The organism is Pseudomonas sp. S2_B07 (genome assembly GCF_054668435.1).
Genome location: NZ_CP162769.1, coordinates 2,730,327 through 2,754,761, shown reverse-complemented (window position 1 = coordinate 2,754,761; position 24,435 = coordinate 2,730,327). Strand labels below are relative to the sequence as shown.

21 protein-coding genes and 3 tRNA genes are annotated in these 24,435 nt (G+C 57.7%); 22 read left to right on the top strand and 2 right to left on the bottom strand.

Annotation, left to right across the window (positions count from 1 at the left end; all coding sequences use genetic code 11):
• Nucleotides 1–104: 104 nt before the first annotated feature.
• The 6 genes from dnaJ to AB4N43_RS12755 all read left to right on the top strand — a co-directional run bounded on the left by dnaJ (nucleotide 105) and on the right by AB4N43_RS12755 (nucleotide 7,687).
• A complete protein-coding gene (gene dnaJ / locus AB4N43_RS12780; RefSeq protein WP_027924452.1) occupies nucleotides 105–1,229 on the top strand; it encodes a molecular chaperone DnaJ in 1,125 nt (374 codons plus the stop codon).
• Between the two features lie 9 nt (nucleotides 1,230–1,238).
• The gene (gene dapB, locus AB4N43_RS12775; protein WP_194940820.1) at nucleotides 1,239–2,045 is read left to right on the top strand and encodes a 4-hydroxy-tetrahydrodipicolinate reductase; all 807 of its coding nucleotides are present in this window, start codon (nucleotides 1,239–1,241) and stop codon (nucleotides 2,043–2,045) included.
• A gap of 259 nt (nucleotides 2,046–2,304) precedes the next feature.
• On the top strand, nucleotides 2,305–3,441 hold the full coding sequence (gene carA / locus AB4N43_RS12770) for a glutamine-hydrolyzing carbamoyl-phosphate synthase small subunit (RefSeq protein WP_027924454.1): 1,137 nt from the start codon (nucleotides 2,305–2,307) through the stop codon (nucleotides 3,439–3,441).
• 118 nt (nucleotides 3,442–3,559) lie between these two features.
• Nucleotides 3,560–6,781, top strand: coding sequence for a carbamoyl-phosphate synthase large subunit (carB, locus tag AB4N43_RS12765; RefSeq protein WP_027924455.1), 3,222 nt, complete (start codon nucleotides 3,560–3,562; stop codon nucleotides 6,779–6,781).
• Nucleotides 6,778–7,254 carry a transcription elongation factor GreA gene (gene greA / locus AB4N43_RS12760; protein WP_027924456.1) on the top strand — a complete coding sequence of 159 codons (477 nt, stop codon included), beginning with the start codon at nucleotides 6,778–6,780 and terminating at the stop codon, nucleotides 7,252–7,254. Before carB ends, greA begins: the two co-directional genes overlap by 4 nt.
• 28 nt (nucleotides 7,255–7,282) lie before the next feature.
• Nucleotides 7,283–7,687 carry a hypothetical protein gene (locus tag AB4N43_RS12755; protein ID WP_027924457.1) on the top strand — a complete coding sequence of 135 codons (405 nt, stop codon included), beginning with the start codon at nucleotides 7,283–7,285 and terminating at the stop codon, nucleotides 7,685–7,687.
• 9 nt (nucleotides 7,688–7,696) lie between these two features.
• Here AB4N43_RS12755 and AB4N43_RS12750 read toward each other — a convergent pair whose 3' ends face one another.
• The gene (locus AB4N43_RS12750; RefSeq protein WP_007942889.1) at nucleotides 7,697–8,005 is read right to left on the bottom strand and encodes a YhbY family RNA-binding protein; all 309 of its coding nucleotides are present in this window, start codon (nucleotides 8,003–8,005) and stop codon (nucleotides 7,697–7,699) included.
• Nucleotides 8,006–8,106: 101 nt separating this feature from the next.
• Here AB4N43_RS12750 and rlmE point away from each other — a divergent pair, with 101 nt between their 5' ends.
• The 16 genes from rlmE to AB4N43_RS12670 all read left to right on the top strand — a co-directional run bounded on the left by rlmE (nucleotide 8,107) and on the right by AB4N43_RS12670 (nucleotide 23,613).
• Nucleotides 8,107–8,736 carry a 23S rRNA (uridine(2552)-2'-O)-methyltransferase RlmE gene (rlmE, locus tag AB4N43_RS12745; RefSeq protein WP_059181637.1) on the top strand — a complete coding sequence of 210 codons (630 nt, stop codon included), beginning with the start codon at nucleotides 8,107–8,109 and terminating at the stop codon, nucleotides 8,734–8,736.
• A gap of 202 nt (nucleotides 8,737–8,938) precedes the next feature.
• A complete protein-coding gene (gene ftsH, locus AB4N43_RS12740; RefSeq protein WP_032833566.1) occupies nucleotides 8,939–10,849 on the top strand; it encodes an ATP-dependent zinc metalloprotease FtsH in 1,911 nt (636 codons plus the stop codon).
• Between the two features lie 8 nt (nucleotides 10,850–10,857).
• Entirely contained in the window at nucleotides 10,858–11,709 is an 852-nt protein-coding gene (folP, locus tag AB4N43_RS12735; RefSeq protein ID WP_059181636.1) for a dihydropteroate synthase, read from the top strand.
• Between the two features lie 16 nt (nucleotides 11,710–11,725).
• Entirely contained in the window at nucleotides 11,726–13,063 is a 1,338-nt protein-coding gene (gene glmM, locus AB4N43_RS12730) for a phosphoglucosamine mutase (protein ID WP_027924461.1), read from the top strand.
• A 66-nt stretch (nucleotides 13,064–13,129) separates the two neighbouring features.
• On the top strand, nucleotides 13,130–13,885 hold the full coding sequence (tpiA, locus tag AB4N43_RS12725) for a triose-phosphate isomerase (RefSeq protein WP_027924462.1): 756 nt from the start codon (nucleotides 13,130–13,132) through the stop codon (nucleotides 13,883–13,885).
• Between the two features lie 4 nt (nucleotides 13,886–13,889).
• Entirely contained in the window at nucleotides 13,890–14,273 is a 384-nt protein-coding gene (gene secG / locus AB4N43_RS12720) for a preprotein translocase subunit SecG (RefSeq protein ID WP_017336473.1), read from the top strand.
• A 22-nt stretch (nucleotides 14,274–14,295) separates the two neighbouring features.
• Nucleotides 14,296–14,381 (top strand) — tRNA-Leu (locus AB4N43_RS12715).
• Between the two features lie 96 nt (nucleotides 14,382–14,477).
• Nucleotides 14,478–14,554, top strand: a tRNA-Met gene (locus AB4N43_RS12710).
• A 138-nt stretch (nucleotides 14,555–14,692) separates the two neighbouring features.
• The gene (gene rimP, locus AB4N43_RS12705; protein ID WP_010463487.1) at nucleotides 14,693–15,151 is read left to right on the top strand and encodes a ribosome maturation factor RimP; all 459 of its coding nucleotides are present in this window, start codon (nucleotides 14,693–14,695) and stop codon (nucleotides 15,149–15,151) included.
• 47 nt (nucleotides 15,152–15,198) lie between these two features.
• Nucleotides 15,199–16,680, top strand: coding sequence for a transcription termination factor NusA (nusA, locus tag AB4N43_RS12700; protein WP_007900474.1), 1,482 nt, complete (start codon nucleotides 15,199–15,201; stop codon nucleotides 16,678–16,680).
• Nucleotides 16,681–16,707: 27 nt separating this feature from the next.
• Nucleotides 16,708–19,236, top strand: coding sequence for a translation initiation factor IF-2 (gene infB / locus AB4N43_RS12695; protein WP_027924463.1), 2,529 nt, complete (start codon nucleotides 16,708–16,710; stop codon nucleotides 19,234–19,236).
• A gap of 159 nt (nucleotides 19,237–19,395) precedes the next feature.
• Nucleotides 19,396–19,797: a 30S ribosome-binding factor RbfA gene (gene rbfA, locus AB4N43_RS12690; protein WP_007942872.1), complete on the top strand. Its 402-nt coding sequence runs from the start codon at nucleotides 19,396–19,398 to the stop codon at nucleotides 19,795–19,797.
• A gap of 3 nt (nucleotides 19,798–19,800) precedes the next feature.
• The gene (gene truB, locus AB4N43_RS12685; protein ID WP_027924464.1) at nucleotides 19,801–20,718 is read left to right on the top strand and encodes a tRNA pseudouridine(55) synthase TruB; all 918 of its coding nucleotides are present in this window, start codon (nucleotides 19,801–19,803) and stop codon (nucleotides 20,716–20,718) included.
• A gap of 117 nt (nucleotides 20,719–20,835) precedes the next feature.
• A complete protein-coding gene (rpsO, locus tag AB4N43_RS12680) occupies nucleotides 20,836–21,105 on the top strand; it encodes a 30S ribosomal protein S15 (RefSeq protein WP_003176135.1) in 270 nt (89 codons plus the stop codon).
• 195 nt (nucleotides 21,106–21,300) lie between these two features.
• Entirely contained in the window at nucleotides 21,301–23,406 is a 2,106-nt protein-coding gene (gene pnp, locus AB4N43_RS12675; RefSeq protein ID WP_027924465.1) for a polyribonucleotide nucleotidyltransferase, read from the top strand.
• A 131-nt stretch (nucleotides 23,407–23,537) separates the two neighbouring features.
• Nucleotides 23,538–23,613: transfer RNA gene (locus AB4N43_RS12670), tRNA-Thr, on the top strand.
• Nucleotides 23,614–23,622: 9 nt separating this feature from the next.
• On the opposite strand, the gene AB4N43_RS12665 is transcribed toward AB4N43_RS12670, so the two are convergent.
• Nucleotides 23,623–24,297 carry a hypothetical protein gene (locus AB4N43_RS12665; protein ID WP_027924466.1) on the bottom strand — a complete coding sequence of 225 codons (675 nt, stop codon included), beginning with the start codon at nucleotides 24,295–24,297 and terminating at the stop codon, nucleotides 23,623–23,625.
• Nucleotides 24,298–24,435: the final 138 nt, after the last annotated feature.

Here is a 24,435-nt window from a genome sequence, read left to right as displayed (position 1 = left end):
ATCGTTGAATTGACGTGAGTTGGGTCCGGGCCTGTATTGGGGCTCAACGAGTTTGGCAAGGCTCAGGAGAGGTTTGCCGAACGTCCTCAAGAGTGCAAAGACATATGGCAAAGCGTGACTATTACGAAGTATTGGGTGTTGAGCGTGGCTCAAGCGAAGCAGACCTGAAGAAGGCCTACCGCCGCCTGGCGATGAAGCATCACCCGGACCGTAATCCCGATGACAAAACGTCGGAAGAGATGTTCAAGGAGGCCAACGAGGCCTACGAAGTACTGTCCGACTCCAGCAAGCGCGCGGCCTACGACCAATATGGTCATGCCGGTGTCGACCCAAGCATGGGCGGCGGCGGTGCCGGTTTTGGCGGTCAGAACTTCTCCGACATCTTTGGCGATGTCTTCAGTGACTTCTTCGGTGGTGGTCGCGGCGGTTCCCGTGGCGGCGCCCAGCGCGGCAGCGACCTGCGTTACACCCTGGAACTGAACCTGGAAGAAGCGGTGCGCGGTACCACCGTGAATATCCGTGTTCCGACGCTGGTTAACTGCAAGCCGTGCGAGGGTTCGGGTGCCAAGAAAGGCTCCTCGCCAGTCACTTGCCCGACGTGCGGCGGTATCGGCCAGGTCCGTATGCAGCAAGGCTTCTTCTCGGTGCAGCAAACCTGCCCGCGTTGCCATGGCCAAGGCAAGATCATTTCCGACCCGTGCAACTCCTGCAACGGCGAAGGCCGCGTCGAAGAGTACAAAACCCTTTCCGTCAAAGTGCCGGCCGGTGTCGATACCGGTGACCGCATTCGCCTGTCTGGCGAAGGCGAGGCGGGCGCTCAGGGTGGCCCGACGGGCGACCTGTACGTGGTGATCAATGTGCGCGAGCACGCGATCTTCCAGCGTGACGGCAAGCACCTGTTCTGCGAAGTGCCGATCAGTTTTGTCGATGCGGCGTTGGGCGGAGAGCTGGAGATTCCGACCCTTGATGGTCGAGTCAAACTGAAAATCCCTGAGGGGACCCAGACCGGCAAGCAGTTCCGCGTTCGCGGCAAAGGCGTTGCGCCAGTGCGTGGCGGCGGTGCCGGTGACCTGATGTGCCGCGTGGCGGTTGAAACCCCGGTCAACCTGGGTCGTCGTCAGCGTGAACTGCTGGAAGAATTCCGCAGCTCTTTGGCGGACGACAACAGCCATTCGCCGAAAACCACCGGTTGGTTTGAAGGCGTGAAGCGCTTCTTCGGCGATTTGTAAGGAGTCGGCATGCGACGTATAGCTGTGATGGGCGCTGCCGGGCGCATGGGCAAGATTCTGGTCGAGGCCGTGCAACAGCGTGCGCCGCTGACCGGTCTGACGGCGGCCATCGTGCGCCCCGGCAGCACACTGATTGGTGTGGATGCTGGCGAGCTGGCCTCGCTGGGCCGCATCGGCGTGCCGTTGTCCGGCAATTTGGAGTCGGTCGCTGATGAGTTCGATGTGTTGATCGACTTTACGCTGCCGGAAGTCATGCTGAAAAACCTCGCGTTCTGTCGCAAGGCCGGCAAAGCCATGGTCATCGGCACGACGGGGCTGGAGGCTGCGCAGAAGCAGTTGCTGACCGAAGCGGGCAAAGACATTCCTATCGTGTTCGCGGCCAATTTCAGTGTCGGTGTCAACCTGTCGCTGAAGTTGCTCGACATGGCGGCGCGCGTGCTGGGTGATGACGCGGACATCGAAATCATCGAAGCGCATCACCGGCACAAGATTGATGCGCCTTCAGGCACCGCGTTGCGCATGGGTGAAGTGATTGCCAGTGCCCTGGATCGTGATCTGCAGAAGGTTGCGGTCTATGGTCGCGAAGGGCATACCGGCGCGCGTGAGCGTGAAACGATCGGCTTTGCCACGGTTCGTGGCGGTGATGTGGTCGGTGATCACACGGTGCTGTTCGCCTGCGAAGGTGAGCGTCTGGAAATCACCCATAAAGCGTCCAGCCGCATGACCTTCGCCAAGGGGGCGGTGCGGGCTGCGTTGTGGCTCGATGGTCGTGAGCCGGGTCTTTACGACATGCAAGACGTGCTTGATTTGCGTTAAGATGCACCCGAAATCGGGCTCAGACCCAGCGTTTGAGCCCGGTTTTACACTGCCAAGCGACGTCCTGTCGCATTCTCCAGCCTTTCGGGCTCATTGGCGGTAGACCAAAAAGGCCTTTTTCTGTAAGCTACAGCTTTAGTGTGTCCACTAAAAGCGCGCAGAATTATTCGGTGAAGAAGCGGGGTGACGTGTCCATACGTCACTCCGCTTTTTTACAACCTGCGATCGCCCTTTCAGGCTTTATTTACGGGAGGTCTTCTTGACTAAGCCAGCCATACTCGCCCTTGCTGATGGCAGCATTTTTCGCGGCGAAGCCATTGGAGCCGACGGTCAAACCGTTGGTGAGGTGGTGTTTAACACCGCAATGACCGGCTATCAGGAAATCCTTACCGATCCTTCCTACGCCCAACAGATCGTTACCCTGACCTACCCGCACATCGGCAACACCGGCACCACGCCGGAAGATGCCGAGTCTGACCGCGTCTGGTCTGCTGGCCTGGTCATTCGTGACCTGCCACTGGTTGCGAGCAACTGGCGTAACACGATGTCCCTGTCTGACTACCTGAAAGCCAACAACGTTGTGGCTATCGCCGGTATCGACACCCGCCGCCTGACGCGCATTCTGCGTGAGAAAGGCGCACAGAACGGCTGCATCATGGCCGGTGACAACATTTCTGAAGCCGCCGCCATCGCCGCCGCACAGGGTTTCCCTGGCCTGAAAGGCATGGACCTGGCAAAAGTCGTCAGCACTAAAGAACAGTACGAATGGCGCTCGACTGTCTGGGATCTGAAAACCGACAGCCACGCAACCATCGACGCTGCCGAGCTGCCGTACCACGTGGTCGCCTACGACTACGGCGTCAAGCTGAACATCCTGCGCATGCTGGTCGCGCGCGGTTGCCGCGTGACCGTGGTACCTGCACAAACGCCTGCTGCCGATGTGCTGGCAATGAAGCCGGACGGCGTGTTCCTGTCCAACGGCCCTGGTGATCCGGAGCCATGCGACTACGCGATCCAGGCGATCAAGGACGTGCTCGAAACCGAGATCCCGGTGTTCGGCATCTGCCTCGGTCACCAACTGCTGGCTCTGGCCTCCGGCGCCAAAACCCTGAAAATGGGCCATGGCCACCACGGTGCCAACCACCCGGTCCAGGATCTGGACAGCGGTGTGGTGATGATCACCAGCCAGAACCACGGTTTTGCCGTAGACGAAGCGACCCTGCCGGCCAACGTTCGCGCGACCCACAAATCGCTGTTCGACGGCACCCTGCAAGGCATCGAGCGTACTGACAAGAGCGCCTTCAGCTTCCAGGGTCACCCGGAAGCCAGCCCTGGCCCGAACGACGTAGCGCCATTGTTCGATCGCTTCATCAACGAGATGGCCAAGCGACGCTGATCGCTCGCCTTGATGGTGCAAGGTTTGAGGGCGGTCCCGACACCGGCGGCCCCCTCAAGGCTTCAAAGATTGAACAAGACGGCTTGCCGACTGACCTGCGGATTTGAGTGACAAACCCATGCCAAAACGTACAGACATTAAAAGCATCCTGATTCTCGGCGCTGGCCCGATCGTTATCGGCCAGGCCTGCGAATTCGACTACTCCGGCGCCCAGGCCTGTAAAGCCCTGCGCGAAGAGGGTTACCGCGTCATCCTGGTGAACTCCAACCCGGCGACCATCATGACCGACCCGGACATGGCCGACGCCACCTACATCGAGCCGATCAAATGGCAGACCGTTGCCAAGATCATCGAGAAAGAGCGTCCGGACGCGCTGCTGCCAACCATGGGTGGCCAGACCGCTCTGAACTGTGCACTGGACCTGGAGCGCGAAGGCGTTCTGGAGAAGTTCGGCGTAGAGATGATCGGCGCCAACGCGGACACCATCGACAAGGCTGAAGACCGTTCGCGCTTCGATAAGGCGATGAAATCCATCGGCCTGGACTGCCCGCGTTCGGGTATCGCCCACAGCATGGAAGAAGCCAACGCCGTTCTCGAACGCCTGGGCTTCCCGTGCATCATCCGTCCGTCCTTCACCATGGGTGGCACCGGTGGCGGTATTGCTTACAACCGTGAAGAATTCGAAGAAATCTGCGCCCGTGGTCTGGACCTGTCGCCAACCAAAGAGCTGCTGATCGACGAATCCCTGATCGGCTGGAAAGAGTACGAGATGGAGGTTGTCCGCGATAAGAAGGACAACTGCATCATCGTCTGCTCCATCGAAAACTTTGACCCGATGGGCGTGCACACTGGTGACTCGATCACTGTTGCGCCAGCACAGACCTTGACGGACAAGGAATACCAGATCATGCGTAACGCCTCGTTGGCGGTACTGCGTGAGATCGGCGTGGAAACCGGCGGCTCTAACGTTCAGTTCGGCATCTGCCCGGACACTGGCCGTATGGTCGTGATCGAGATGAACCCGCGTGTTTCCCGCTCTTCAGCGCTGGCCTCGAAAGCCACTGGTTTCCCGATTGCGCGTATCGCTGCCAAGCTGGCGATCGGCTACACCCTCGACGAACTGTCGAACGAAATCACCGGCGGCGCTACGCCTGCGTCCTTCGAGCCGTCCATCGACTACGTTGTGACCAAGCTGCCACGTTTCGCCTTCGAGAAATTCCCGAAAGCCGACGCACGCCTGACCACTCAAATGAAGTCGGTCGGTGAAGTCATGGCCATCGGCCGGACCTTCCAGGAATCCCTGCAGAAAGCCCTTCGCGGTCTGGAAGTGGGCGTTTGCGGCCTGGACGAGAAGCTCGACCTGAGCAACCCGGAAAGCATGAGCGTGCTCAAGCGCGAACTGACCGTGCCGGGCGCCGAGCGTATCTGGTACGTGGCTGATGCCTTCCGCGCCGGTCTGTCGGTCGAAGACATCTTCGGCATGAACATGATCGACCCGTGGTTCCTGGTGCAGATCGAAGATCTGATCAAGGAAGAAGAGAAGGTCAAGACCCTGGGTCTGGCCAGCATCGACCGCGACGTGATGTTCCGCCTCAAGCGCAAAGGCTTCTCCGACATGCGTCTGGCCAAGCTGCTGGGCGTGACCGAGAAGGCGTTGCGTCGCCACCGTCACAAGCTCGAGGTTTACCCGGTCTACAAGCGCGTTGACACCTGCGCGGCCGAGTTCGCCACCGACACCGCCTACATGTACTCGACTTACGAGGAAGAGTGCGAAGCCGCGCCATCGGGCCGCGACAAGATCATGATCCTCGGCGGCGGTCCAAACCGTATCGGCCAGGGTATCGAGTTCGACTACTGCTGCGTACACGCGGCATTGGCTCTGCGCGAAGACGGTTACGAGACCATCATGGTCAACTGCAACCCGGAAACCGTATCCACTGATTACGACACCTCCGATCGCCTGTACTTCGAGCCAGTGACCCTGGAAGACGTGCTGGAAATCTGCCGAGTCGAGAAGCCCAAAGGCGTGATCGTCCAATACGGCGGCCAGACTCCGTTGAAACTGGCTCGCGCTCTGGAAGAAGCCGGCGTGCCAATCATCGGCACCAGCCCTGACGCCATCGACCGCGCCGAAGATCGTGAGCGTTTCCAGCAAATGGTCGAGCGCCTGAACCTGCGTCAGCCGCCAAACGCCACCGTGCGCAGCGAAGACGAAGCGATTCGTGCTGCTGCCAAGATCGGCTACCCGCTGGTGGTTCGTCCGTCCTATGTACTGGGCGGTCGTGCGATGGAAATCGTTTACGAAGAAGAAGAGCTGAAGCGTTACCTGCGTGACGCGGTGAAAGTGTCGAACGACAGCCCTGTGCTGCTCGACCACTTCCTCAACTGCGCCATCGAAATGGACGTGGATGCGGTCTGCGACGGCACTGACGTGGTGATCGGCGCGATCATGCAACACATCGAGCAGGCAGGCGTTCACTCCGGTGACTCCGCGTGCTCCCTGCCGCCGTACTCGCTGCCTGGCCACATCCAGGACGAGATGCGCGAACAGGTCAAGAAAATGGCCCTGGAGCTGGGCGTGGTCGGCCTGATGAACGTTCAGTTGGCGCTGCAAGGCGAAGACATCTACGTCATCGAAGTCAACCCGCGTGCTTCCCGTACCGTACCGTTCGTATCGAAGTGCATTGGTGTTTCCCTGGCAATGATCGCGGCTCGCGTCATGGCCGGTAAAACCCTGAAGGAAATCGGTTTCACCAAAGAAATCATCCCGAACTTCTACAGCGTGAAAGAGGCGGTATTCCCATTCGCCAAATTCCCTGGTGTGGACCCGATCCTGGGCCCAGAGATGAAGTCCACCGGTGAAGTGATGGGCGTGGGCGACACCTTTGGTGAAGCATTCGCCAAGGCCCAGATGGGCGCCAGCGAAGTGCTGCCGACTGGCGGTACCGCGTTCATCAGCGTTCGCGACGACGACAAGCCACTGGTTGCAGGCGTCGCTCGTGATCTGATCAACTTGGGTTTCGAAGTGGTCGCCACTGCCGGTACTGCCAAGCTGATCGAAGCCGCAGGCCTGAAAGTGCGCCGTGTGAACAAGGTGACCGAAGGTCGTCCGCACGTGGTCGACATGATCAAGAATGACGAAGTCACCCTGATCATCAACACCACCGAGGGTCGCCAGTCGATTGCCGACTCGTACTCCATTCGTCGTAATGCCCTGCAGCACAAGATCTACTGCACCACGACTATTGCTGCTGGCGAAGCCATTTGCGAAGCGCTGAAGTTCGGTCCCGAGAAGACCGTGCGCCGCTTGCAGGATCTACACGCAGGATTGAAGGCATGATCAAATACCCAATGACCGTCCAGGGCGCGAAAGCCCTGGAAGAAGAACACGCTCACCTGACCAAGGTCGTTCGTCCGAAGCTCAGCCAGGACATCGGCACGGCCCGCGAGTTGGGTGACTTGAAGGAAAACGCCGAATACCACGCTGCTCGTGAGCAGCAAGGGATGGTTGAGGCGCGGATTCGTGACATCGAAGGCCGGATTCAGAATCAGGTCATCATTGACGTCACGACCATTCCTCACACTGGCAAAGTGATTTTCGGCACGACCGTTGAAATCGCCAACGTCGAGACTGATGAAAGCGTCACCTACCACATCGTGGGTGAGGACGAGGCTGATTTCAAACTCGGCAAGATTTCCGTCGGTTCACCGCTGGCCCGCGCCTTGATTGCCAAGGAAGAGGGTGATGTGGTTGCCGTGAAAACGCCGAGTGGCGTGATCGAGTACGAGATTGTCGAAGTCCGCCACATCTAAAAGCCTGCGTCCGCTGCGTGCGGGCGCCATGGTTTGGCAGCTGACTCAGATGTTGTGGGTTGGCGGCTTGTGGCTGTTACACATCGGTCTGGTGCCGGCGCTGGGCCAAATAGGTCTGGCGCCGCTGCTGATCGACGAAATTGCAGGCATGCTGAATGCGCTGGTGGTGGGATTTGCCGCAGCGTGTGTGATTTTTCAGGCTTTGGTGCTGGTACAGGCCGATGGCCTTGCCAGTCTGTGGCGCGATATTCGTGGGCAACTGCTGCTGATGGCGCTGTATGCGTGCGCGATGTTTTTCGTGGTGCGCTTTGGTTGGCCGGAGGCGGTGCGTTGGCAGGTGTTCAGCTATCTGGTTCTGGGGTTTTCAGGGCTGGTGCTGGTGTTGCAGCCGGTGCCGGGATGGAGTGGCAGGGTGCGCGAAGCACACCCTTGACCCTTGTCATCACTTGAAGCGATGGACGTTCGACAGCTGCTTGTTGACGCTGAAGTTCTTGCGGTAAATCAGTGCCATCTTGCCGATGACCTGAACCAGATCCGCTTTGCCGACCTTGCAGAGTTCTGCAATGGACGCCAGGCGCGATTCGCGATCGAGGATGTTGAGCTTGATTTTAATCAGCTCGTGATCCGCCAAAGCGCGTTCAAGTTCGGCTAACACACCTTCAGTCAAACCGTTGTCAGCCACAATCAAAACTGGTTTCAGATGGTGGCCAATGGATTTGTACTGTTTCTTCTGCTCTTGAGTGAGCGGCATAATCTGACCCTTTCGTCTGGATTCTGTAAAATGGCGGCCATTTTACCCGAGGGCTCGTGGATCCGCCCAACTAATCACGACCCTTATCATCGAGGTGCCCAATGGCGCGTTCCAAGACAAGCCTTGGTTGGCTGAAAAGACATGTCAACGATCCCTATGTGAAGCAGGCGCAGAAGGATGGCTACCGCTCGCGTGCGAGTTACAAACTTCTGGAGGTCCAGGAGAAATACAAGCTGATCCGTCCCGGCATGAGCGTGGTCGACCTGGGTGCAGCGCCCGGGGGGTGGTCGCAGGTGGCTAGCCGTCTGATCGGTGGTGAGGGGCGTCTGATCGCCTCGGACATTCTGGAGATGGACAGCATTCCGGACGTGACTTTCATCCAGGGTGACTTCACCGAGGACGAAGTGCTCGCGCGGATCCTTGAAGCCGTGGGTAATTCGCAGGTGGACCTTGTGATTTCCGATATGGCCCCCAATATGAGTGGTACGCCTGAAGTGGACATGCCAAAAGCCATGTTCCTTTGCGAGCTGGCGCTTGATTTGGCGGAACGGATACTCAAGCCGGGTGGTAATTTCGTGATCAAGATTTTTCAAGGCGAAGGGTTTGATGTTTACCTGAAGGATACTCGTCGGAAATTCGACAAGATCCAGATGATCAAGCCAGACTCGTCTCGAGGCAGTTCCCGCGAGCAATACATGCTGGCTTGGGGTTACCGCGGGCGGAGTGAGTAAAACGAGGTTTTTTGGCGGGGCGATAGGTTTTTCGTATTTCGCCCCGTGAGCATTAGCGAATATTGTGTAGAAAGTGTTTCACAAAGGGTTACAGACGGCGCCTGCCAGAGCCGTAGGTAATGTAGTAAGTTAGGCCGGTGAATATCATGCGAAGCGCGCGCCATTAGCGGAGCTTGCTTCAGAGGGTAGTTAATTGAACGATATGGCAAAGAATCTGATCCTGTGGTTGATCATCGCGGCTGTCCTGGTGACGGTGATGAACAACTTCTCCAGCCCTAACGAGCCGCAGACCCTCAACTATTCCGACTTCATCCAGCAGGTCAAGGATGGCAAGGTCGAGCGCGTAGCGGTTGACGGCTACGTGATTACCGGTAAGCGCAACGATGGCGACAGCTTCAAGACCATTCGTCCGGCTATCCAGGACAACGGTCTGATCGGCGACCTCGTGGACAACCACGTCGTGGTCGAAGGCAAGCAGCCTGAGCAGCAAAGCATCTGGACTCAACTCCTGGTCGCAAGCTTCCCGATCCTCGTGATCATCGCCGTGTTCATGTTCTTCATGCGGCAGATGCAGGGCGGTGCAGGCGGCAAGGGCGGGCCGATGAGCTTCGGCAAGAGCAAGGCGCGCCTGCTCTCCGAAGACCAGGTGAAAACCACATTGGCTGACGTTGCCGGTTGCGACGAAGCCAAGGAAGAAGTCGGCGAACTGGTCGAGTTCCTCCGTGATCCGGGCAAGTTCCAGCGCCTGGGGGGTCGTATTCCTCGCGGCGTGCTGATGGTCGGTCCTCCGGGTACCGGTAAAACCTTGCTGGCCAAGGCGATTGCCGGCGAAGCGAAAGTGCCGTTCTTCACTATCTCCGGTTCCGATTTCGTTGAGATGTTCGTCGGTGTCGGTGCCAGCCGTGTTCGCGATATGTTCGAACAGGCCAAGAAGCACGCGCCGTGCATCATCTTCATCGATGAAATCGACGCCGTTGGTCGCCACCGTGGCGCTGGCATGGGCGGTGGTCACGATGAACGCGAGCAGACTCTCAACCAGTTGCTGGTAGAGATGGACGGCTTCGAAATGAACGACGGCATCATCGTTATCGCTGCAACCAACCGTCCGGACGTCTTGGACCCTGCGTTGCTGCGACCAGGCCGTTTTGACCGTCAGGTTGTGGTCGGTCTGCCAGACATTCGTGGTCGCGAACAGATTCTTAAAGTTCACATGCGCAAAGTGCCAATGGGCGACGATGTTGCTCCAGCGGTGATCGCTCGCGGCACGCCTGGTTTCTCCGGTGCTGACCTGGCCAACCTGGTGAACGAAGCTTCCTTGTTCGCCGCACGTGCTGGCAAGCGCATCGTCGAAATGAAAGAGTTCGAACTGGCGAAAGACAAGATCATGATGGGCGCCGAGCGCAAATCGATGGTCATGTCCGAGAAGGAAAAGCAGAACACTGCTTATCACGAAGCCGGCCACGCTATCGTGGGGCGCGTCGTGCCAGAGCATGATCCGGTCTACAAGGTCTCGATCATTCCGCGTGGTCGTGCGCTGGGTGTGACCATGTTCCTGCCGGAAGAAGATCGTTACAGCCTGTCCAAGCGTGCACTGATCAGCCAGATCTGCTCGCTCTATGGTGGCCGTATCGCTGAAGAAATGACCTTGGGCTTCGATGGCGTCACCACCGGTGCGTCCAACGACATCATGCGTGCCAGTCAGATTGCGCGGAACATGGTGACCAAGTGGGGCCTGTCGGAAAAACTCGGTCCGTTGATGTATGCCGAAGAAGAGGGCGAAGTGTTCCTCGGTCGCGGCGGCGGTGGTCAGAGTGCGAGCTTCTCTGGTGAGACAGCCAAGCTGATCGACTCTGAAGTGCGCAGCATCATTGATCAGTGCTACGGCACGGCCAAGCAGATCCTCACGGACAACCGCGACAAGCTTGATGCCATGGCGGATGCCCTGATGAAGTACGAGACGATCGATGCTGATCAGATCGATGACATCATGGCCGGTCGTGCACCTCGCGAGCCTCGTGACTGGTCAGGTGGTACCGGTACTTCCGGGACACCTCCGGTGGTGCAGGACGAGCGTCCGGAAACACCGATCGGCGGTCCGGCTGCTGACGTATAAGGTTTGAAATGACTTCTGTTCAGTCCTCGACCCGGTTGCCTTGCGGCAACCGGGTTCTTGATTTGGCCCAGACGCATGTCATGGGCATTCTCAATGTCACTCCTGATTCCTTTTCCGACGGCGGCCGATACAGCCAGCTCGATGCGGCCCTGCGCCACGCCGAGTCGATGGTATTGGCGGGTGCGACACTGATTGATGTTGGTGGCGAATCAACCCGCCCAGGCGCCCGGGCGGTTTCGCCGCTTGAGGAGTTGGAGCGAGTAGCGCCTATCGTTGAGCGCATTCATCGCGAACTGGATGTGATCATTTCCGTCGATACCTCCACTCCAGCGGTGATGCGCGAGACTGCGCGGTTGGGGGCGGGGTTGATCAACGATGTTCGCTCGCTGCGTCGAGACGGTGCCCTGGATGCGGCCGCAGCCACCGGATTGCCCGTGTGTCTGATGCATATGCTCGGTGAGCCGGGCGACATGCAGGACAATCCGCACTACGAGGACGTCACCAGGGAAGTCGGCGATTTTCTCGCCGAGCGAATGGCTCAATGCGCGTTGGCGGGCATTCCGCCGGAGCGGATTATTCTTGATCCGGGTTTTGGCTTCGCGAAAACCTTGCAGCACAATCTAAGCTTGTTTAAGCATATGGAAGCCTTGCATGCCTTGGGGCGGCCCCTGTTGGTCGGGGTTTCGCGAAAGAGCATGATTGGTCAGGCCTTGAATCGGCCGGTTGGTGAGCGACTTTATGGTGGTCTTGCACTCGCAGCGCTGGCTTCAGCCAACGGGGCGCGTATATTGCGCGTCCATGATGTAGCTGAAACAGTGGACGTAGTGCGGATGATCGCCGCGGTGGAATCAGCCGAATAAGAATGATGGAGCACTTATGAGCAAAAAATACTTTGGTACCGACGGTATTCGTGGTCGTGTCGGTGAATACCCGATTACTCCTGACTTCATGCTCAAGCTCGGCTGGGCAGCGGGTATGGCGTTCCGCAAAATGGGCGCTTGCAAGGTATTGGTCGGCAAGGACACCCGGATCTCGGGCTACATGTTTGAATCTGCACTCGAGGCCGGGCTGACGTCGGCAGGTGCTGATGTCATGCTTCTGGGGCCGATGCCAACCCCGGCGATCGCCTACCTGACGCGTACCTTTCACGCTGAAGCCGGTATCGTGATCAGTGCCTCGCACAATCCTCACGATGACAACGGCATCAAGTTCTTCTCCGGAAAGGGTACCAAGCTGCCGGATGAAGTCGAGCTGATGATTGAAGAGTTGCTCGACACCCCGATGACCGTGGTTGAGTCGAGCAAGATCGGCAAAGTCTCGCGCATCAATGACGCTTCTGGTCGTTACATCGAATTTTGCAAAAGCAGCGTCCCGACCGGCACCAGTTTCGCGGGCCTGAAGATCGTGATCGACTGCGCTCACGGTGCGACCTACAAGGTTGCCCCAAGCGTATTCCGTGAGTTGGGTGCTGACGTTGTGGTGCTGTCCGCGCAGCCGAACGGTCTGAACATCAACGACAATTGTGGTTCTACCCATATGGGTCAATTGCAGGCTGCCGTATTGGCCGAACATGCCGACCTGGGTATCGCGTTCGATGGTGACGGTGATCGTGTCCTGATGGTCGATCACACCGGCGCCATTGTTGATGGCGACGAGCTGCTTTACATCATCGCCCGCGATCTGCATGAGCGCGACAAGCTGCAAGGCGGTGTGGTCGGCACGTTGATGAGTAACCTGGGGCTGGAATTGGCCCTGGCGGACCTGTCTATTCCATTTGTGCGTGCCAACGTTGGCGATCGCTATGTCATCGCTGACTTGCTTGAGCGTAACTGGCTGGTGGGCGGTGAGAACTCGGGGCATATCGTTTGCTTCAATCACACCACGACCGGCGATGCGATCATTGCTGCACTGCAGGTGCTGATGGCGTTGAAGACTCGCTCCGAAGGGCTGGCTCAGGCCCGTCAAGCGCTGCGAAAGTGCCCTCAAGTGCTGATCAATGTCCGTTTTGGCGGTGGTGCGAGTCCGCTCGATCATCCTGCGGTCAAGGAAGCCAGTGACCGTGTTACCACAGCGATGGCGGGTCGTGGTCGGGTGCTGTTGCGCAAGTCCGGGACAGAGCCGTTGGTGCGTGTCATGGTCGAAGGCGAGGACGAAACACAGGTTCGCGGTTACGCCGAAGAGCTGGCAAAACTCGTTACTGAAGTTTCTGCCTGAATTCGGCTTGCCAGCCTTGATTGTGTTGGGTAACATCTGCGCCCACTTTGACCGACGAGGTACAGCATGCGTCGCCCTATGGTAGCTGGTAACTGGAAGATGCACGGTACCCGCGCCAGCGTCGCTGAGCTGATTAACGGCCTTAGTCATCTGGCCTTGCCGAGCGGTGTTGATGTAGCGGTATTCCCGCCTAGCTTGTTCATCAATCAAGTGATTGATGGCGTGAAGGGCAAGTCGATTTCGGTCGGCGCGCAGAATTCTGCGGTGGAAGCCATGCAAGGCGCATTGACCGGTGAAATTGCGCCGAGTCAGTTGGTGGATGCAGGTTGTACCCTGGTACTTGTCGGGCACTCCGAACGCCGCCAGATATTGGGTGAGCAGGACGCAGTGCTGATCCGCAAGTTCGCAGCGGCACAGGCATCTGGCTTGATCCCGGTGTTGTGCATAGGGGAGACCCTTGAGCAGCGCGAAGCCGGGAAAACGATTGAAGTTGTCTCGGCTCAGCTGGACAGCATCATCGATGAGCTGGGTGTCGGTGTATTTGCAAAAGCAGTGATCGCTTACGAGCCGGTTTGGGCCATTGGCACCGGGCTGACTGCTTCGCCGCAACAGGCGCAGGATGTGCATGCAGCCATTCGCGCGCAGTTGGCGGCAAAGAATTCTGAAGTCGCACAAGGTGTGCGGCTTCTATACGGCGGCAGCGTGAAGGCGGCCAATGCGGTCGAACTGTTCGGCATGCCGGATATCGATGGGGGCCTGATTGGTGGGGCTTCCCTGAATGCAGATGAGTTCGGTGCGATCTGTCGCGCCGCGGGAAACTGAAAAAATGCTGGAAACAGTCGTAGTCGTTTTTCATCTGCTGGGTGCATTGGGCGTAGTTGCTCTCGTATTGCTGCAGCAGGGTAAAGGTGCGGATGCTGGCGCGTCTTTCGGAGCAGGTGCTTCAAATACTGTGTTCGGAAGCCAAGGTTCCTCTACCTTTCTTAGTAAGTTTACTGCTATACTTGCCGCAGGTTTCTTCATAACCAGCTTAGGGTTAGGTTACTTTGCTAAAGAGAAAGCTCACCAGCTGACTCAAGTAGGTTTGCCAAACCCGGCGGTGTTGGAAGTTCCAAAGCAACAGCCGGCTTCTGATGATGTACCGGTGCTTCAAGAGCAAAAGTCGGCTACTCCAGCGACTGACGTACCTCCAGCTCAAGAGCAAAAGTAAGAAGGGTTTCAAACGTAGTATTGCCGAGGTGGTGGAATTGGTAGACACGCAACCTTGAGGTGGTTGTGCCCATAGGGTGTAGGGGTTCGAGTCCCCTTCTCGGTACCAATTATCAGGAGAGCCCGCTGTTGCGGGCTTTCTTGTAGGTGGAAGGTTACATTGACCCTGTTCGGGATCGGTCGTATACTTCCGCCCCAGCTTTGTCGCGGGGTGGAGCAGTCTGGTAGCTCGTCGGGCTCATAACCCGAAGGTCGTCGGTTCAAATCCGGCCCCCGCAACCAGTTTAAGGAGCCCCTTTTAAGGGGCTTTTTGTTAGCTGGACACTTTCTACGCCGCTGTTCGACGGCGTTTCAAGGATGGGCGTTTCGCCCATTTTTTTATTTTGCATAGCATGCACATACATGCACGAGGGGGTTCAGGTGTCGAGCAAGCTAGAAGAGTTGCAGGCCTTGTTGGCCCCGGTGGTCGTGGCCCTGGGCTATGAATGCTGGGGTATTGAGTTTTCGGCTCAAGGTCGTCACTCGATGTTGCGCGTTTATATCGATAAAGAGGGCGGTGTGCTGGTGGACGATTGCGCCATTGTCAGCCGTCAGATCAGCGGTGTCCTGGATGTTGAAGATCCGATCGCCGTTGAATACACCCTTGAAGTTTCCTCGCCTGGCATGGAACGCCCGCTGTTCACTATTGAGCAGTTTGCAAAATTTGCCGGTGAACAAGTGAAGATCAAGCTGCGCTCGCCTTTTGAAGGACGACGCAACTTTCAGGGCCTTCTGCGCGGTGTAGAAGAGCAGGACGTCGTGGTGCAGGTAGAAGACCATGAGTTCCTGTTGCCGATCGATATGATCGACAAGGCCAACATTATTCCCAGTTTTGACTGAGACGCGGATCCCGCGGATCCAATGGCTTGCGAAAGGCGAGGCGTACGATGAGCAAAGAAGTACTGCTGGTTGTTGAGTCGGTATCCAATGAAAAGGGCGTACCGGCAAACGTAATTTTTGAAGCGCTGGAGCTGGCCCTGGCCACTGCTACCAAAAAGCGTTTTGAGGACGAAGTCGATCTGCGTGTGGAAATCAATCGCCACACCGGTGCTTACGAGACATTCCGTCGCTGGACGGTCGTCGAAGAAGCAGACCTGGACGATCCGGCCATTGAAACCTGGCCGAGCAAGGTTGCCGAAACGCATCCTGGTGCCAAGGTTGGCGATGTAGTCGAAGAAAAAATCGAATCCATCGAGTTCGGCCGTATCGCTGCACAGACTGCCAAGCAAGTCATCGTGCAGAAAGTTCGTGAAGCCGAGCGCGCTCAAGTCGTTGACGCCTATCGCGAGCGCCTGGGGGAAATCATCTCCGGCACCGTGAAGAAAGTGACCCGCGACAACGTGATCGTCGACCTGGGCAACAACGCTGAAGCGTTGCTGGCTCGTGAAGACATCATCTCTCGCGAAACCTTCCGTGTCGGCGTGCGTCTGCGTGCGCTGCTCAAGGAAATCCGCACCGAGAACCGCGGCCCGCAGCTGATCCTGTCGCGTACCGCGCCGGAAATGCTGATCGAGTTGTTCCGCATCGAAGTGCCGGAAATCGCTGAAGGCCTGATCGAAGTAATGGCTGCGTCCCGTGATCCGGGTTCGCGCGCCAAGATCGCGGTCCGCTCCAAGGACAAACGCATCGACCCGCAGGGCGCTTGCATCGGTATGCGCGGTTCGCGCGTCCAGGCAGTGTCGGGTGAGTTGGGCGGTGAGCGTGTGGACATCGTCCTGTGGGACGACAACCCGGCTCAGTTCGTGATCAATGCCATGTCCCCGGCAGAGGTTGCAGCAATTATCGTTGACGAAGATGCCCATGCAATGGACATCGCCGTTGGCGCAGACAATCTGGCTCAGGCCATCGGTCGTGGTGGTCAGAACGTGCGTCTGGCTAGCCAATTGACTGGCTGGACCCTGAACGTGATGACCGAATCGGACATCCAGGCTAAGCAGCAAGCAGAAACCGGCGACATCCTGCGCAACTTCATCGACGAGCTGGAAGTCGACGAAGACCTGGCACAGGTGCTGGTAGATGAAGGCTTCACCAGCCTGGAAGAGATTGCCTACGTACCGTTGGAAGAAATGCTCAACATCGACGGCTTTGACGAAGAAACCGTCAACGAGCTTCGCGCTCGTGCCAAGGATCGTTTGTTGACCAAAGCCATCGCTACTGAGGAAAAGCTGGCAGACGCCCATCCGGCCGAAGACCTGCTCTCGCTTGAGGGTATGGACAAGGATTTGGCGATGGAACTGGCGGTGCGCGGCGTAATTACCCGCGAAGACCTGGCCGAGCAGTCTATTGACGACCTGCTCGACATCGACGGCATTGACGATGATCGTGCCGGCAAGTTGATCATGGCCGCCCGAGCCCACTGGTTCGAGTAATTAGGCGCGGCCTGAGGAGAGAAGTGCATGACGCAAGTCACGGTGAAACAACTGGCCGATGAGGTCAAAACACCGGTAGAGCGCCTGTTGCAGCAGATGCGTGAGGCAGGTCTGCCGCACACCGCCGCCGAAGAAAGTGTGACTGACAGTGAGAAGCAATCGTTGCTGACTCACTTGAAAAGCAGTCACAAGGCGAAAGTGGAAGAACCACGCAAGATCACGCTGCAGCGTAAAACCACCAGCACCCTGCGTGTTGCTGGCAGCAAAAGCATCAGCGTTGAAGTCCGCAAAAAGAAAGTTTTCGTACAGCGCAGCCCGGAAGAAATCGAAGCCGAGCGCAAACGCGAACTGGAAGAACGTCGCGCAGTAGAAAACGCTGCCCGTCAGAAGGCTGAAGAAGAAGCCAAGCGTCGCGCCGAAGAAGAAGCGCGTCGCCAGCCTGCTGCTGCGCAAAACGCTACGACCGACGCTGTTGCAGCGCCTGCTGCAGTTGCCGAACCCGTGCGTGAAAGCGCGCCGGTTGTGGCGGCTGCACCAGCACCGTCTGCTGACGTTCGCAATAAGCAGAACGAACAGCGCCGTCCGGACAAACCACGTGCCGACGATAACAATCGTCGTGGCAGTGGCGATGGCGAGCGCAAAAACGCTCCGCATCGTGCTTCGGTCAAAGAGAAAGCGCCTGCTCCACGTGTTGCGCCACGTACTACCGACGAAGAAAGCGATGGCTTCCGTCGTGGTGGTCGCGGCAAGGCCAAGCTGAAGAAACGCAACGCCCACGGTTTCCAGAGCCCAACCGGCCCTGTTGTGCGCGAAGTGAAGATCGGCGAGACCATCACTGTTGGCGATCTCGCCCAGCAGATGTCGGTCAAGGCTGCTGAAATCATCAAGTTCATGTTCAAACTGGGTACTCCAGCGACCATCAACCAGGTACTGGATCAGGAAACTGCCCAACTGGTTGCTGAAGAGCTGGGCCACAAAGTGACCCTGGTCAGCGACACAGCCCTGGAAGATTCCCTGGCCGAGTCCCTGAAGTTTGAAGGTGAAGCGTTCTCCCGTGCACCAGTCGTGACTGTCATGGGCCACGTTGACCACGGCAAGACCTCGCTGCTCGACTACATCCGTCGTGCCAAGGTAGCTGCAGGCGAAGCCGGCGGTATCACCCAGCACATCGGTGCATACCACGTTGAAACCGAACGCGGCATGGTCACCTTCCTCGACACCCCGGGTCACGCCGCGTTTACCGCAATGCGTGCTCGTGGTGCCAAGGCGACCGACATCGTGATCCTGGTGGTTGCAGCGGACGACGGCGTTATGCCGCAGACCGTTGAAGCCGTTCAGCACGCCAAGGCTGCCGGTGTTCCGCTGGTTGTTGCAGTGAACAAAATCGACAAGCCGGGCGCCGATCTCGATCGCATCCGTAGCGAACTGTCGGTTCACGGCGTGACCTCGGAAGAGTGGGGCGGCGACACCCCGTTCGTGTCGGTTTCGGCGAAAGTCGGTACTGGCGTGGACGAGTTGCTCGAAGCTGTTCTGCTGCAAGCCGAAGTGCTGGAATTGAAAGCAACTCCGTCGGCTCCTGGCCGTGGCGTTGTGGTTGAATCGCGTCTCGACAAAGGTCGTGGCCCGGTTGCAACCGTTCTGGTTCAAGACGGTACCCTGCGTCAAGGCGACATGGTGCTGGTCGGTTCGAACTATGGCCGTGTACGTGCCATGCTCGACGAGAACGGCAAGCCGATCAAGGAAGCCGGTCCTTCCATCCCTGTCGAGATCCTCGGCCTGGACGGTACCCCGGACGCTGGCGACGAGATGAGCGTGGTTGCCGACGAGAAGAAAGCCCGTGAAGTGGCTCTGTTCCGTCAAGGCAAGTTCCGCGAAGTCAAACTGGCCCGTGCTCACGCCGGCAAGCTTGAAAACATCTTCGAGAACATGGGTCAGGAAGAGAAGAAGACGCTCAACATCGTCCTCAAATCCGACGTCCGTGGTTCGCTGGAAGCGTTGAACGGTGCCTTGAACGGCCTGGGTAACGACGAAGTGCAAGTGCGTGTTGTGGGCGGCGGCGTGGGTGGTATCACCGAGTCCGACGCCAACCTGGCACTGGCTTCCAACGCTGTACTGTTCGGCTTCAACGTGCGTGCCGATGCCGGCGCTCGCAAGATCGTCGAGCAGGAAGGTCTGGATATGCGTTACTACAACGTGATCTACGACATCATCGAAGACGTCAAGAAAGCCCTGACCGGTATGCTGGGCAGCGATGTTCGCGAGAACATCCTGGGTACCGCTGAAGTGCGTGACGTGTTCCGTTCGCCGAAGTTTGGCGCGATCGCCGGTTGCATGGTTATCGAAGGTGTTGTTCACCGTAACCGTCCAATCCGTGTACTGCGTGAAGACATCGTTATCTTCGAAGGCGAGCTGGAATCTCTGCGCCGCTTCAAGGATGACGCTTCCGAAGTACGTGCCGGCATGGAATGCGGTATCGGCGTGAAGAGCTACAACGACGTTAAAGTCGGTGACAAGATCGAAGTCTTCGAGAAGGTTCAGGTTGCTCGCAGCCTCTAACTCGCGCACTTCAAGGGCCACGCCAAGCCGCCGCATGCAAATGCGCGGCACCGCGTCAGGACTCTAAACGCAACGCCCGGTCTGGCTTTTGTCAGGCCGGGCGTTTGCCGCTTTCAGACCCCTCGGGTTTCACCGAGGGGCAGTAACAGGTAACAAGACATGGCAAAAGAATACAGCCGTACCCAACGTATCGGCGATCAGATGCAGCGTGAGCTGGCACAGCTGATCCGTCGTGAAGTCAAAGACCCGCGCGTCGGCCTGGTCACCATTACTGCTGTTGAAGTCAGCCGTGACGTCGGTCACGCCAAGATCTTCATCACCGTGATGGGGCAGGACAATGCCGAAGACATCGCACAAAGCATCAAGGTGCTCAACTCCGCCGCCGGTTTCCTGCGTATGCAGTTGGCTCGCGAAATGAAGTTGCGCAGCGTTCCTCAGTTGCACTTCCACTACGACGAAAGCGTCGTGCGTGGCGCGCACCTGTCGGCCCTGATCGAGCGTGCGGTGGCTGAAGACAATCAGCACCCTGTAGCGGCTGAACCCGAAGACGCCAAGGAGTAATCGGTGGCTCAGGTCAAACGTATCCGTCGTAACGTCAGCGGCATTATCCTGCTCGACAAGCCGCTGGGGTTCACCTCCAACGCCGCGTTGCAGAAGGTTCGCTGGTTGCTGAACGCCGAGAAGGCCGGGCACACCGGCAGTCTTGATCCGCTGGCCACCGGCGTGTTGCCGTTGTGCTTCGGTGAGGCGACCAAGTTCTCGCAGTACCTGCTCGACTCCGACAAGGGTTACGAAACCCTGGCGCAATTGGGCAAAACCACCACCACGGCCGATGCCGAGGGGGAAGTTTTGCAGGAGCGCCCGGTGACCGTTGGTCGCGCCGATGTCGAAGCTGTTTTGCCCGGTTTTCGCGGACAAATCAGTCAGATACCGCCGATGTACTCGGCGCTCAAGCGTGACGGGCAGCCGCTGTACAAGCTGGCCCGTGCTGGCGAAGTAGTGGAGCGCGAACCGCGTTCTGTTACTATTGCGCGCTTGGAATTGCTGGCCTTCGAAGGTGATACTGCGCGGCTTGCAGTGGATTGCAGCAAAGGCACCTATATCCGCACCCTGGTGGAGGATATCGGTGAGAAACTCGGTTGTGGCGCTTACGTTGCTGAATTGCGACGTACCCAGGCCGGGCCTTTCACGCTGGCGCAGACGGTCACGCTGGAAGAGTTGGAAGCGGTACATGCCGAAGGCGGCAATGAAGCGGTTGATCGCTTCCTGATGCCATCGGACAGCGGTCTGCTGGATTGGCCGCTGTTGCAGTTCTCGGAGCACAGCTCGTTCTACTGGCTTAACGGCCAGCCGGTACGAGCCCCGGATGCACCGAAGTTCGGCATGGTACGGGTACAGGATCACAATGGTCGCTTCATCGGTATCGGTGAAGTGAGCGAAGACGGGCGCATCGCGCCACGTCGACTGATTCGGTCAGAATGACCGGACGAGGGTGGCTGTCAACAGGCACGGTCACTACTCATTTTTAGATACAGGGATTTGTCCCTGGCCTGTTGAAGCTGTTTCTTTGAAACAGTTTCCTGATAAAAGGATTGCCTCATGGCTCTCGACGTTCAAGAAAAAGCTCAAATCGTAGCTGACTACCAGCAAGCTGTTGGTGACACTGGTTCGCCAGAAGTGCAAGTTGCACTGCTGACCCACAACATCAACAAGCTGCAAGGTCACTTCAAGGCCAACGGTAAAGATCACCACTCCCGTCGTGGTCTGATCCGCATGGTAAACCAGCGTCGTAAGCTGCTGGACTACCTGAAAGGCAAGGATCTGGGTCGTTATCAGGCTCTGATCGGTCGCCTGGGTCTGCGTCGCTAATAAGCGATTGCGCTAGAGGTTGGTTGTCTGTCGTACGTCAGCGGGTTTCCCGCTGGCGCATGGCAGGCTCCCAGCCTCAAGTTTTATCTGGACACACGTTTTACCCTGGACAGGCGTTGGGCCGATTCCCGACATTGCCCAAGAATTTCGCAAGAAGACAAGTTCCCCAAGAGCCACAAAAGAAGGTAGGACACCGTGAACCCGGTAATCAAAAAATTCCAGTTCGGTCAGTCGACCGTTACCCTCGAGACTGGCCGTATCGCCCGTCAGGCCTCCGGCGCAGTATTGGTCACCGTTGACGACGACGTCAGCGTATTGGTGACCGTAGTCGGTGCCAAGCAAGCCGATCCAGGCAAGGGCTTCTTCCCTCTGTCCGTTCACTACCAGGAAAAGACTTACGCTGCCGGTAAGATCCCTGGCGGTTTCTTCAAGCGCGAAGGCCGTCCTTCCGAGAAAGAAACCCTGACTTCCCGACTGATCGACCGTCCGATCCGTCCGCTGTTCCCAGAAGGCTTCATGAACGAAGTGCAGGTTGTCTGCACCGTCGTTTCCACCAGCAAGAAGACCGATCCGGACATCGCAGCGATGATCGGTACCTCGGCTGCGCTGGCCATCTCCGGCATTCCTTTCGATGGCCCGATCGGCGCTGCCCGCGTTGCGTTCCACGAAAGCACCGGTTACCTGCTGAACCCGACTTACGAACAACAGAAAGCTTCGAGCCTGGACATGGTCGTTGCCGGTACTTCGGAAGCCGTGTTGATGGTTGAATCGGAAGCCAAAGAGCTGACCGAAGACCAGATGTTGGGCGCGGTACTGTTTGCTCACGACGAGTTCCAGGTTGTGATCCAAGCCGTTAAAGAACTGGCCGCTGAAGCTGCCAAGCCGACCTGGACCTGGGCTCCGCAGCCAGAAGCCACCGCTCTGCTGGGCGCTATCCGTGCCGAGTTCGGCGACGCGATCTCCCAGGCTTACACCATCACTATCAAGGCCGACCGTTACGCTCGCCTGGGCGAACTGAAAGACCAGGTGGTTGCCAAGCTGTCCGGTGAAGAAGGCCAGCCTTCTTCCAGCGAAGTCAAAGCAGCATTCGGCGAAATCGAATACCGCACCGTTCGCGAGAACATCGTAAACGGCAAGCCACGTATCGACGGTCGCGACACCAAGACCGTACGTCCGTTGAACATCGAAGTCGGTGTTCTGCCTAAGACCCACGGTTCGGCTCTGTTCACCCGTGGCGAGACCCAGGCTCTGGTCGTTGCAACACTGGGCACCGCCCGTGACGCACAACTGCTGGATACCCTGGAAGGCGAGAAAAAAGACCCGTTCATGCTGCACTACAACTTCCCTCCGTTCTCGGTAGGTGAGTGTGGTCGCATGGGTGGCGCTGGTCGTCGCGAAATCGGTCACGGCCGTCTGGCCCGTCGTTCGATTGCAGCCATGCTGCCTGCTGCCGACGTGTTCCCGTACACCATCCGTGTTGTGTCGGAAATCACCGAGTCCAACGGTTCGAGCTCCATGGCTTCGGTCTGCGGCGCTTCCCTGGCCTTGATGGACGCTGGCGTTCCAATGAAGGCACCGGTTGCCGGTATCGCCATGGGTCTGGTTAAAGAAGGCGAGAAGTTCGCCGTCCTGACCGACATCCTGGGTGACGAAGACCACCTCGGCGACATGGACTTCAAAGTAGCGGGTACCGCCAAAGGTGTTACCGCGCTGCAGATGGACATCAAGATCAAAGGCATCACCGAAGAAATCATGGAGATCGCTCTGGGCCAAGCCCTGGAAGCGCGCCTGAACATCCTCGGTCAGATGAACCAGATCATTGGCCAGTCGCGTACCGAACTGTCGGAAAACGCTCCGACCATGATCGCGATGAAAATCGACACCGACAAAATCCGTGATGTCATCGGTAAAGGTGGCGCGACCATCCGTGCGATCTGTGAAGAGACCAAGGCTTCGATCGACATCGAAGACGACGGTTCGATCAAGATCTTCGGCGAAACCAAAGAAGCGGCTGAAGCAGCACGTCAGCGCGTTCTGGGCATCACCGCAGAAGCTGAAATCGGCAAGATCTACGTGGGTAAGGTTGAGCGCATCGTCGACTTCGGCGCATTCGTCAACATCCTGCCTGGCAAGGACGGTCTGGTTCACATCTCCATGTTGAGCGACGCTCGCGTTGAGAAAGTGACCGACATCCTGAAAGAAGGCCAGGAAGTGGAAGTACTGGTACTGGACGTGGACAACCGCGGCCGTATCAAGCTGTCCATCAAAGACGTAGCAGCCGCCAAGGCTTCGGGCGTTTAATCACTCCCCACGCCTGACCGCTTCAACGTTATAAAAAATGCCCCGCAGTGAACACTGCGGGGCATTTTTTTGTCTGCGAAACAGGGTGTGAAGTTGCTGGCCCTCGAACCCGGTGCTAGGTTTAGCCCACTGCCCGTGTAGCTCAGTTGGTAGAGCAGCGCACTCGTAACGCGAAGGTCGCAGGTTCGACTCCTGTCTCGGGCACCATCCCCGCTGTTATTTCACCTTTCTACTCAGGTCATCCACGGTACGTTTGAGCTGATCCAGCTGATTGTCCTGATCGCTGACTTCGCGCTTCAGGCTGGACAGATCACTGGAGCTTGAACTGGAACTCGATCCGGCACTGCGCTTGAGGTCTTCCACCTGGCTGGCGAGCCTTTTCAGCTCGCTGTCTTGTGCACTGACCGTACGCTTGAGGTCGCTCACTTCGCTGGAGCTGGAACTTGAGCCTGAATTCGAACTGCTACTGCGTTTGAGTTCGTCCATTTGACTGGCGAGCTTTTTCAGGGCGTTGTCCTGTTCGCTGACGGTGCGCTTGAGGTTAGCCGTTTCGCTGGCACTCGAGCTTGAACTGGACCCGGCGTTCTTTTTGAGTTCTTCGATGAGTCTGGTTTGCTCCTTGACGGTTTTCTCAAGGTTTTCGATGTCAGTCGTGTTGGTTTTAGCGGTGCTCTGTAATTGCGTCACCATGTCGATACTGATATCGCTCCTCGTCATCACATCTTTGCCGTACAAATTGTGAAAGGTGAGGAATTTGTCGCTGGAGCTGGAACTGTTGGTGCTGAACTCCAAACCGGCGTGAGCGGTACTGGACAGTGCCAGGCTGCCGAGAAGAAGGGCCGCCGTGCTGGTTGCGAGAAGGGCAGATGAACGCTTTGCAAGACTGGACATCACTAGGCTTCCTTGTGAAGTGCCTATATGGCACATCGCTATGACTTTGCCGTTATAGCGTTGTTCCGGCGACGCGAGACAATATTTTCAAAAAGGCCCCTTCCGCGTTTTTTTGTAGATTTGATGTAAAAGTCCATA

Excerpts from the sequence above, each read along its gene's own strand:
- rpsO (WP_003176135.1), top strand. The coding sequence starts at position 20,836 with ATGGCTCTCGACGTTCAAGAAAAAGCTCAAATCGTAGCTGACTACCAG.
- glmM (WP_027924461.1), top strand. The coding sequence starts at position 11,726 with ATGAGCAAAAAATACTTTGGTACCGACGGTATTCGTGGTCGTGTCGGT.
- ftsH (WP_032833566.1), top strand. The coding sequence starts at position 8,939 with ATGGCAAAGAATCTGATCCTGTGGTTGATCATCGCGGCTGTCCTGGTG.
- rlmE (WP_059181637.1), top strand. The coding sequence starts at position 8,107 with ATGGCGCGTTCCAAGACAAGCCTTGGTTGGCTGAAAAGACATGTCAAC.
- rbfA (WP_007942872.1), top strand. The coding sequence starts at position 19,396 with ATGGCAAAAGAATACAGCCGTACCCAACGTATCGGCGATCAGATGCAG.
- AB4N43_RS12755 (WP_027924457.1), top strand. The coding sequence starts at position 7,283 with ATGGTTTGGCAGCTGACTCAGATGTTGTGGGTTGGCGGCTTGTGGCTG.
- AB4N43_RS12750 (WP_007942889.1), bottom strand. The coding sequence starts at position 8,005 with ATGCCGCTCACTCAAGAGCAGAAGAAACAGTACAAATCCATTGGCCAC.
- folP (WP_059181636.1), top strand. The coding sequence starts at position 10,858 with ATGACTTCTGTTCAGTCCTCGACCCGGTTGCCTTGCGGCAACCGGGTT.
- AB4N43_RS12665 (WP_027924466.1), bottom strand. The coding sequence starts at position 24,297 with ATGTCCAGTCTTGCAAAGCGTTCATCTGCCCTTCTCGCAACCAGCACG.
- dapB (WP_194940820.1), top strand. The coding sequence starts at position 1,239 with ATGCGACGTATAGCTGTGATGGGCGCTGCCGGGCGCATGGGCAAGATT.
- secG (WP_017336473.1), top strand. The coding sequence starts at position 13,890 with ATGCTGGAAACAGTCGTAGTCGTTTTTCATCTGCTGGGTGCATTGGGC.
- infB (WP_027924463.1), top strand. The coding sequence starts at position 16,708 with ATGACGCAAGTCACGGTGAAACAACTGGCCGATGAGGTCAAAACACCG.
- dnaJ (WP_027924452.1), top strand. The coding sequence starts at position 105 with ATGGCAAAGCGTGACTATTACGAAGTATTGGGTGTTGAGCGTGGCTCA.
- nusA (WP_007900474.1), top strand. The coding sequence starts at position 15,199 with ATGAGCAAAGAAGTACTGCTGGTTGTTGAGTCGGTATCCAATGAAAAG.
- tpiA (WP_027924462.1), top strand. The coding sequence starts at position 13,130 with ATGCGTCGCCCTATGGTAGCTGGTAACTGGAAGATGCACGGTACCCGC.
- carB (WP_027924455.1), top strand. The coding sequence starts at position 3,560 with ATGCCAAAACGTACAGACATTAAAAGCATCCTGATTCTCGGCGCTGGC.
- greA (WP_027924456.1), top strand. The coding sequence starts at position 6,778 with ATGATCAAATACCCAATGACCGTCCAGGGCGCGAAAGCCCTGGAAGAA.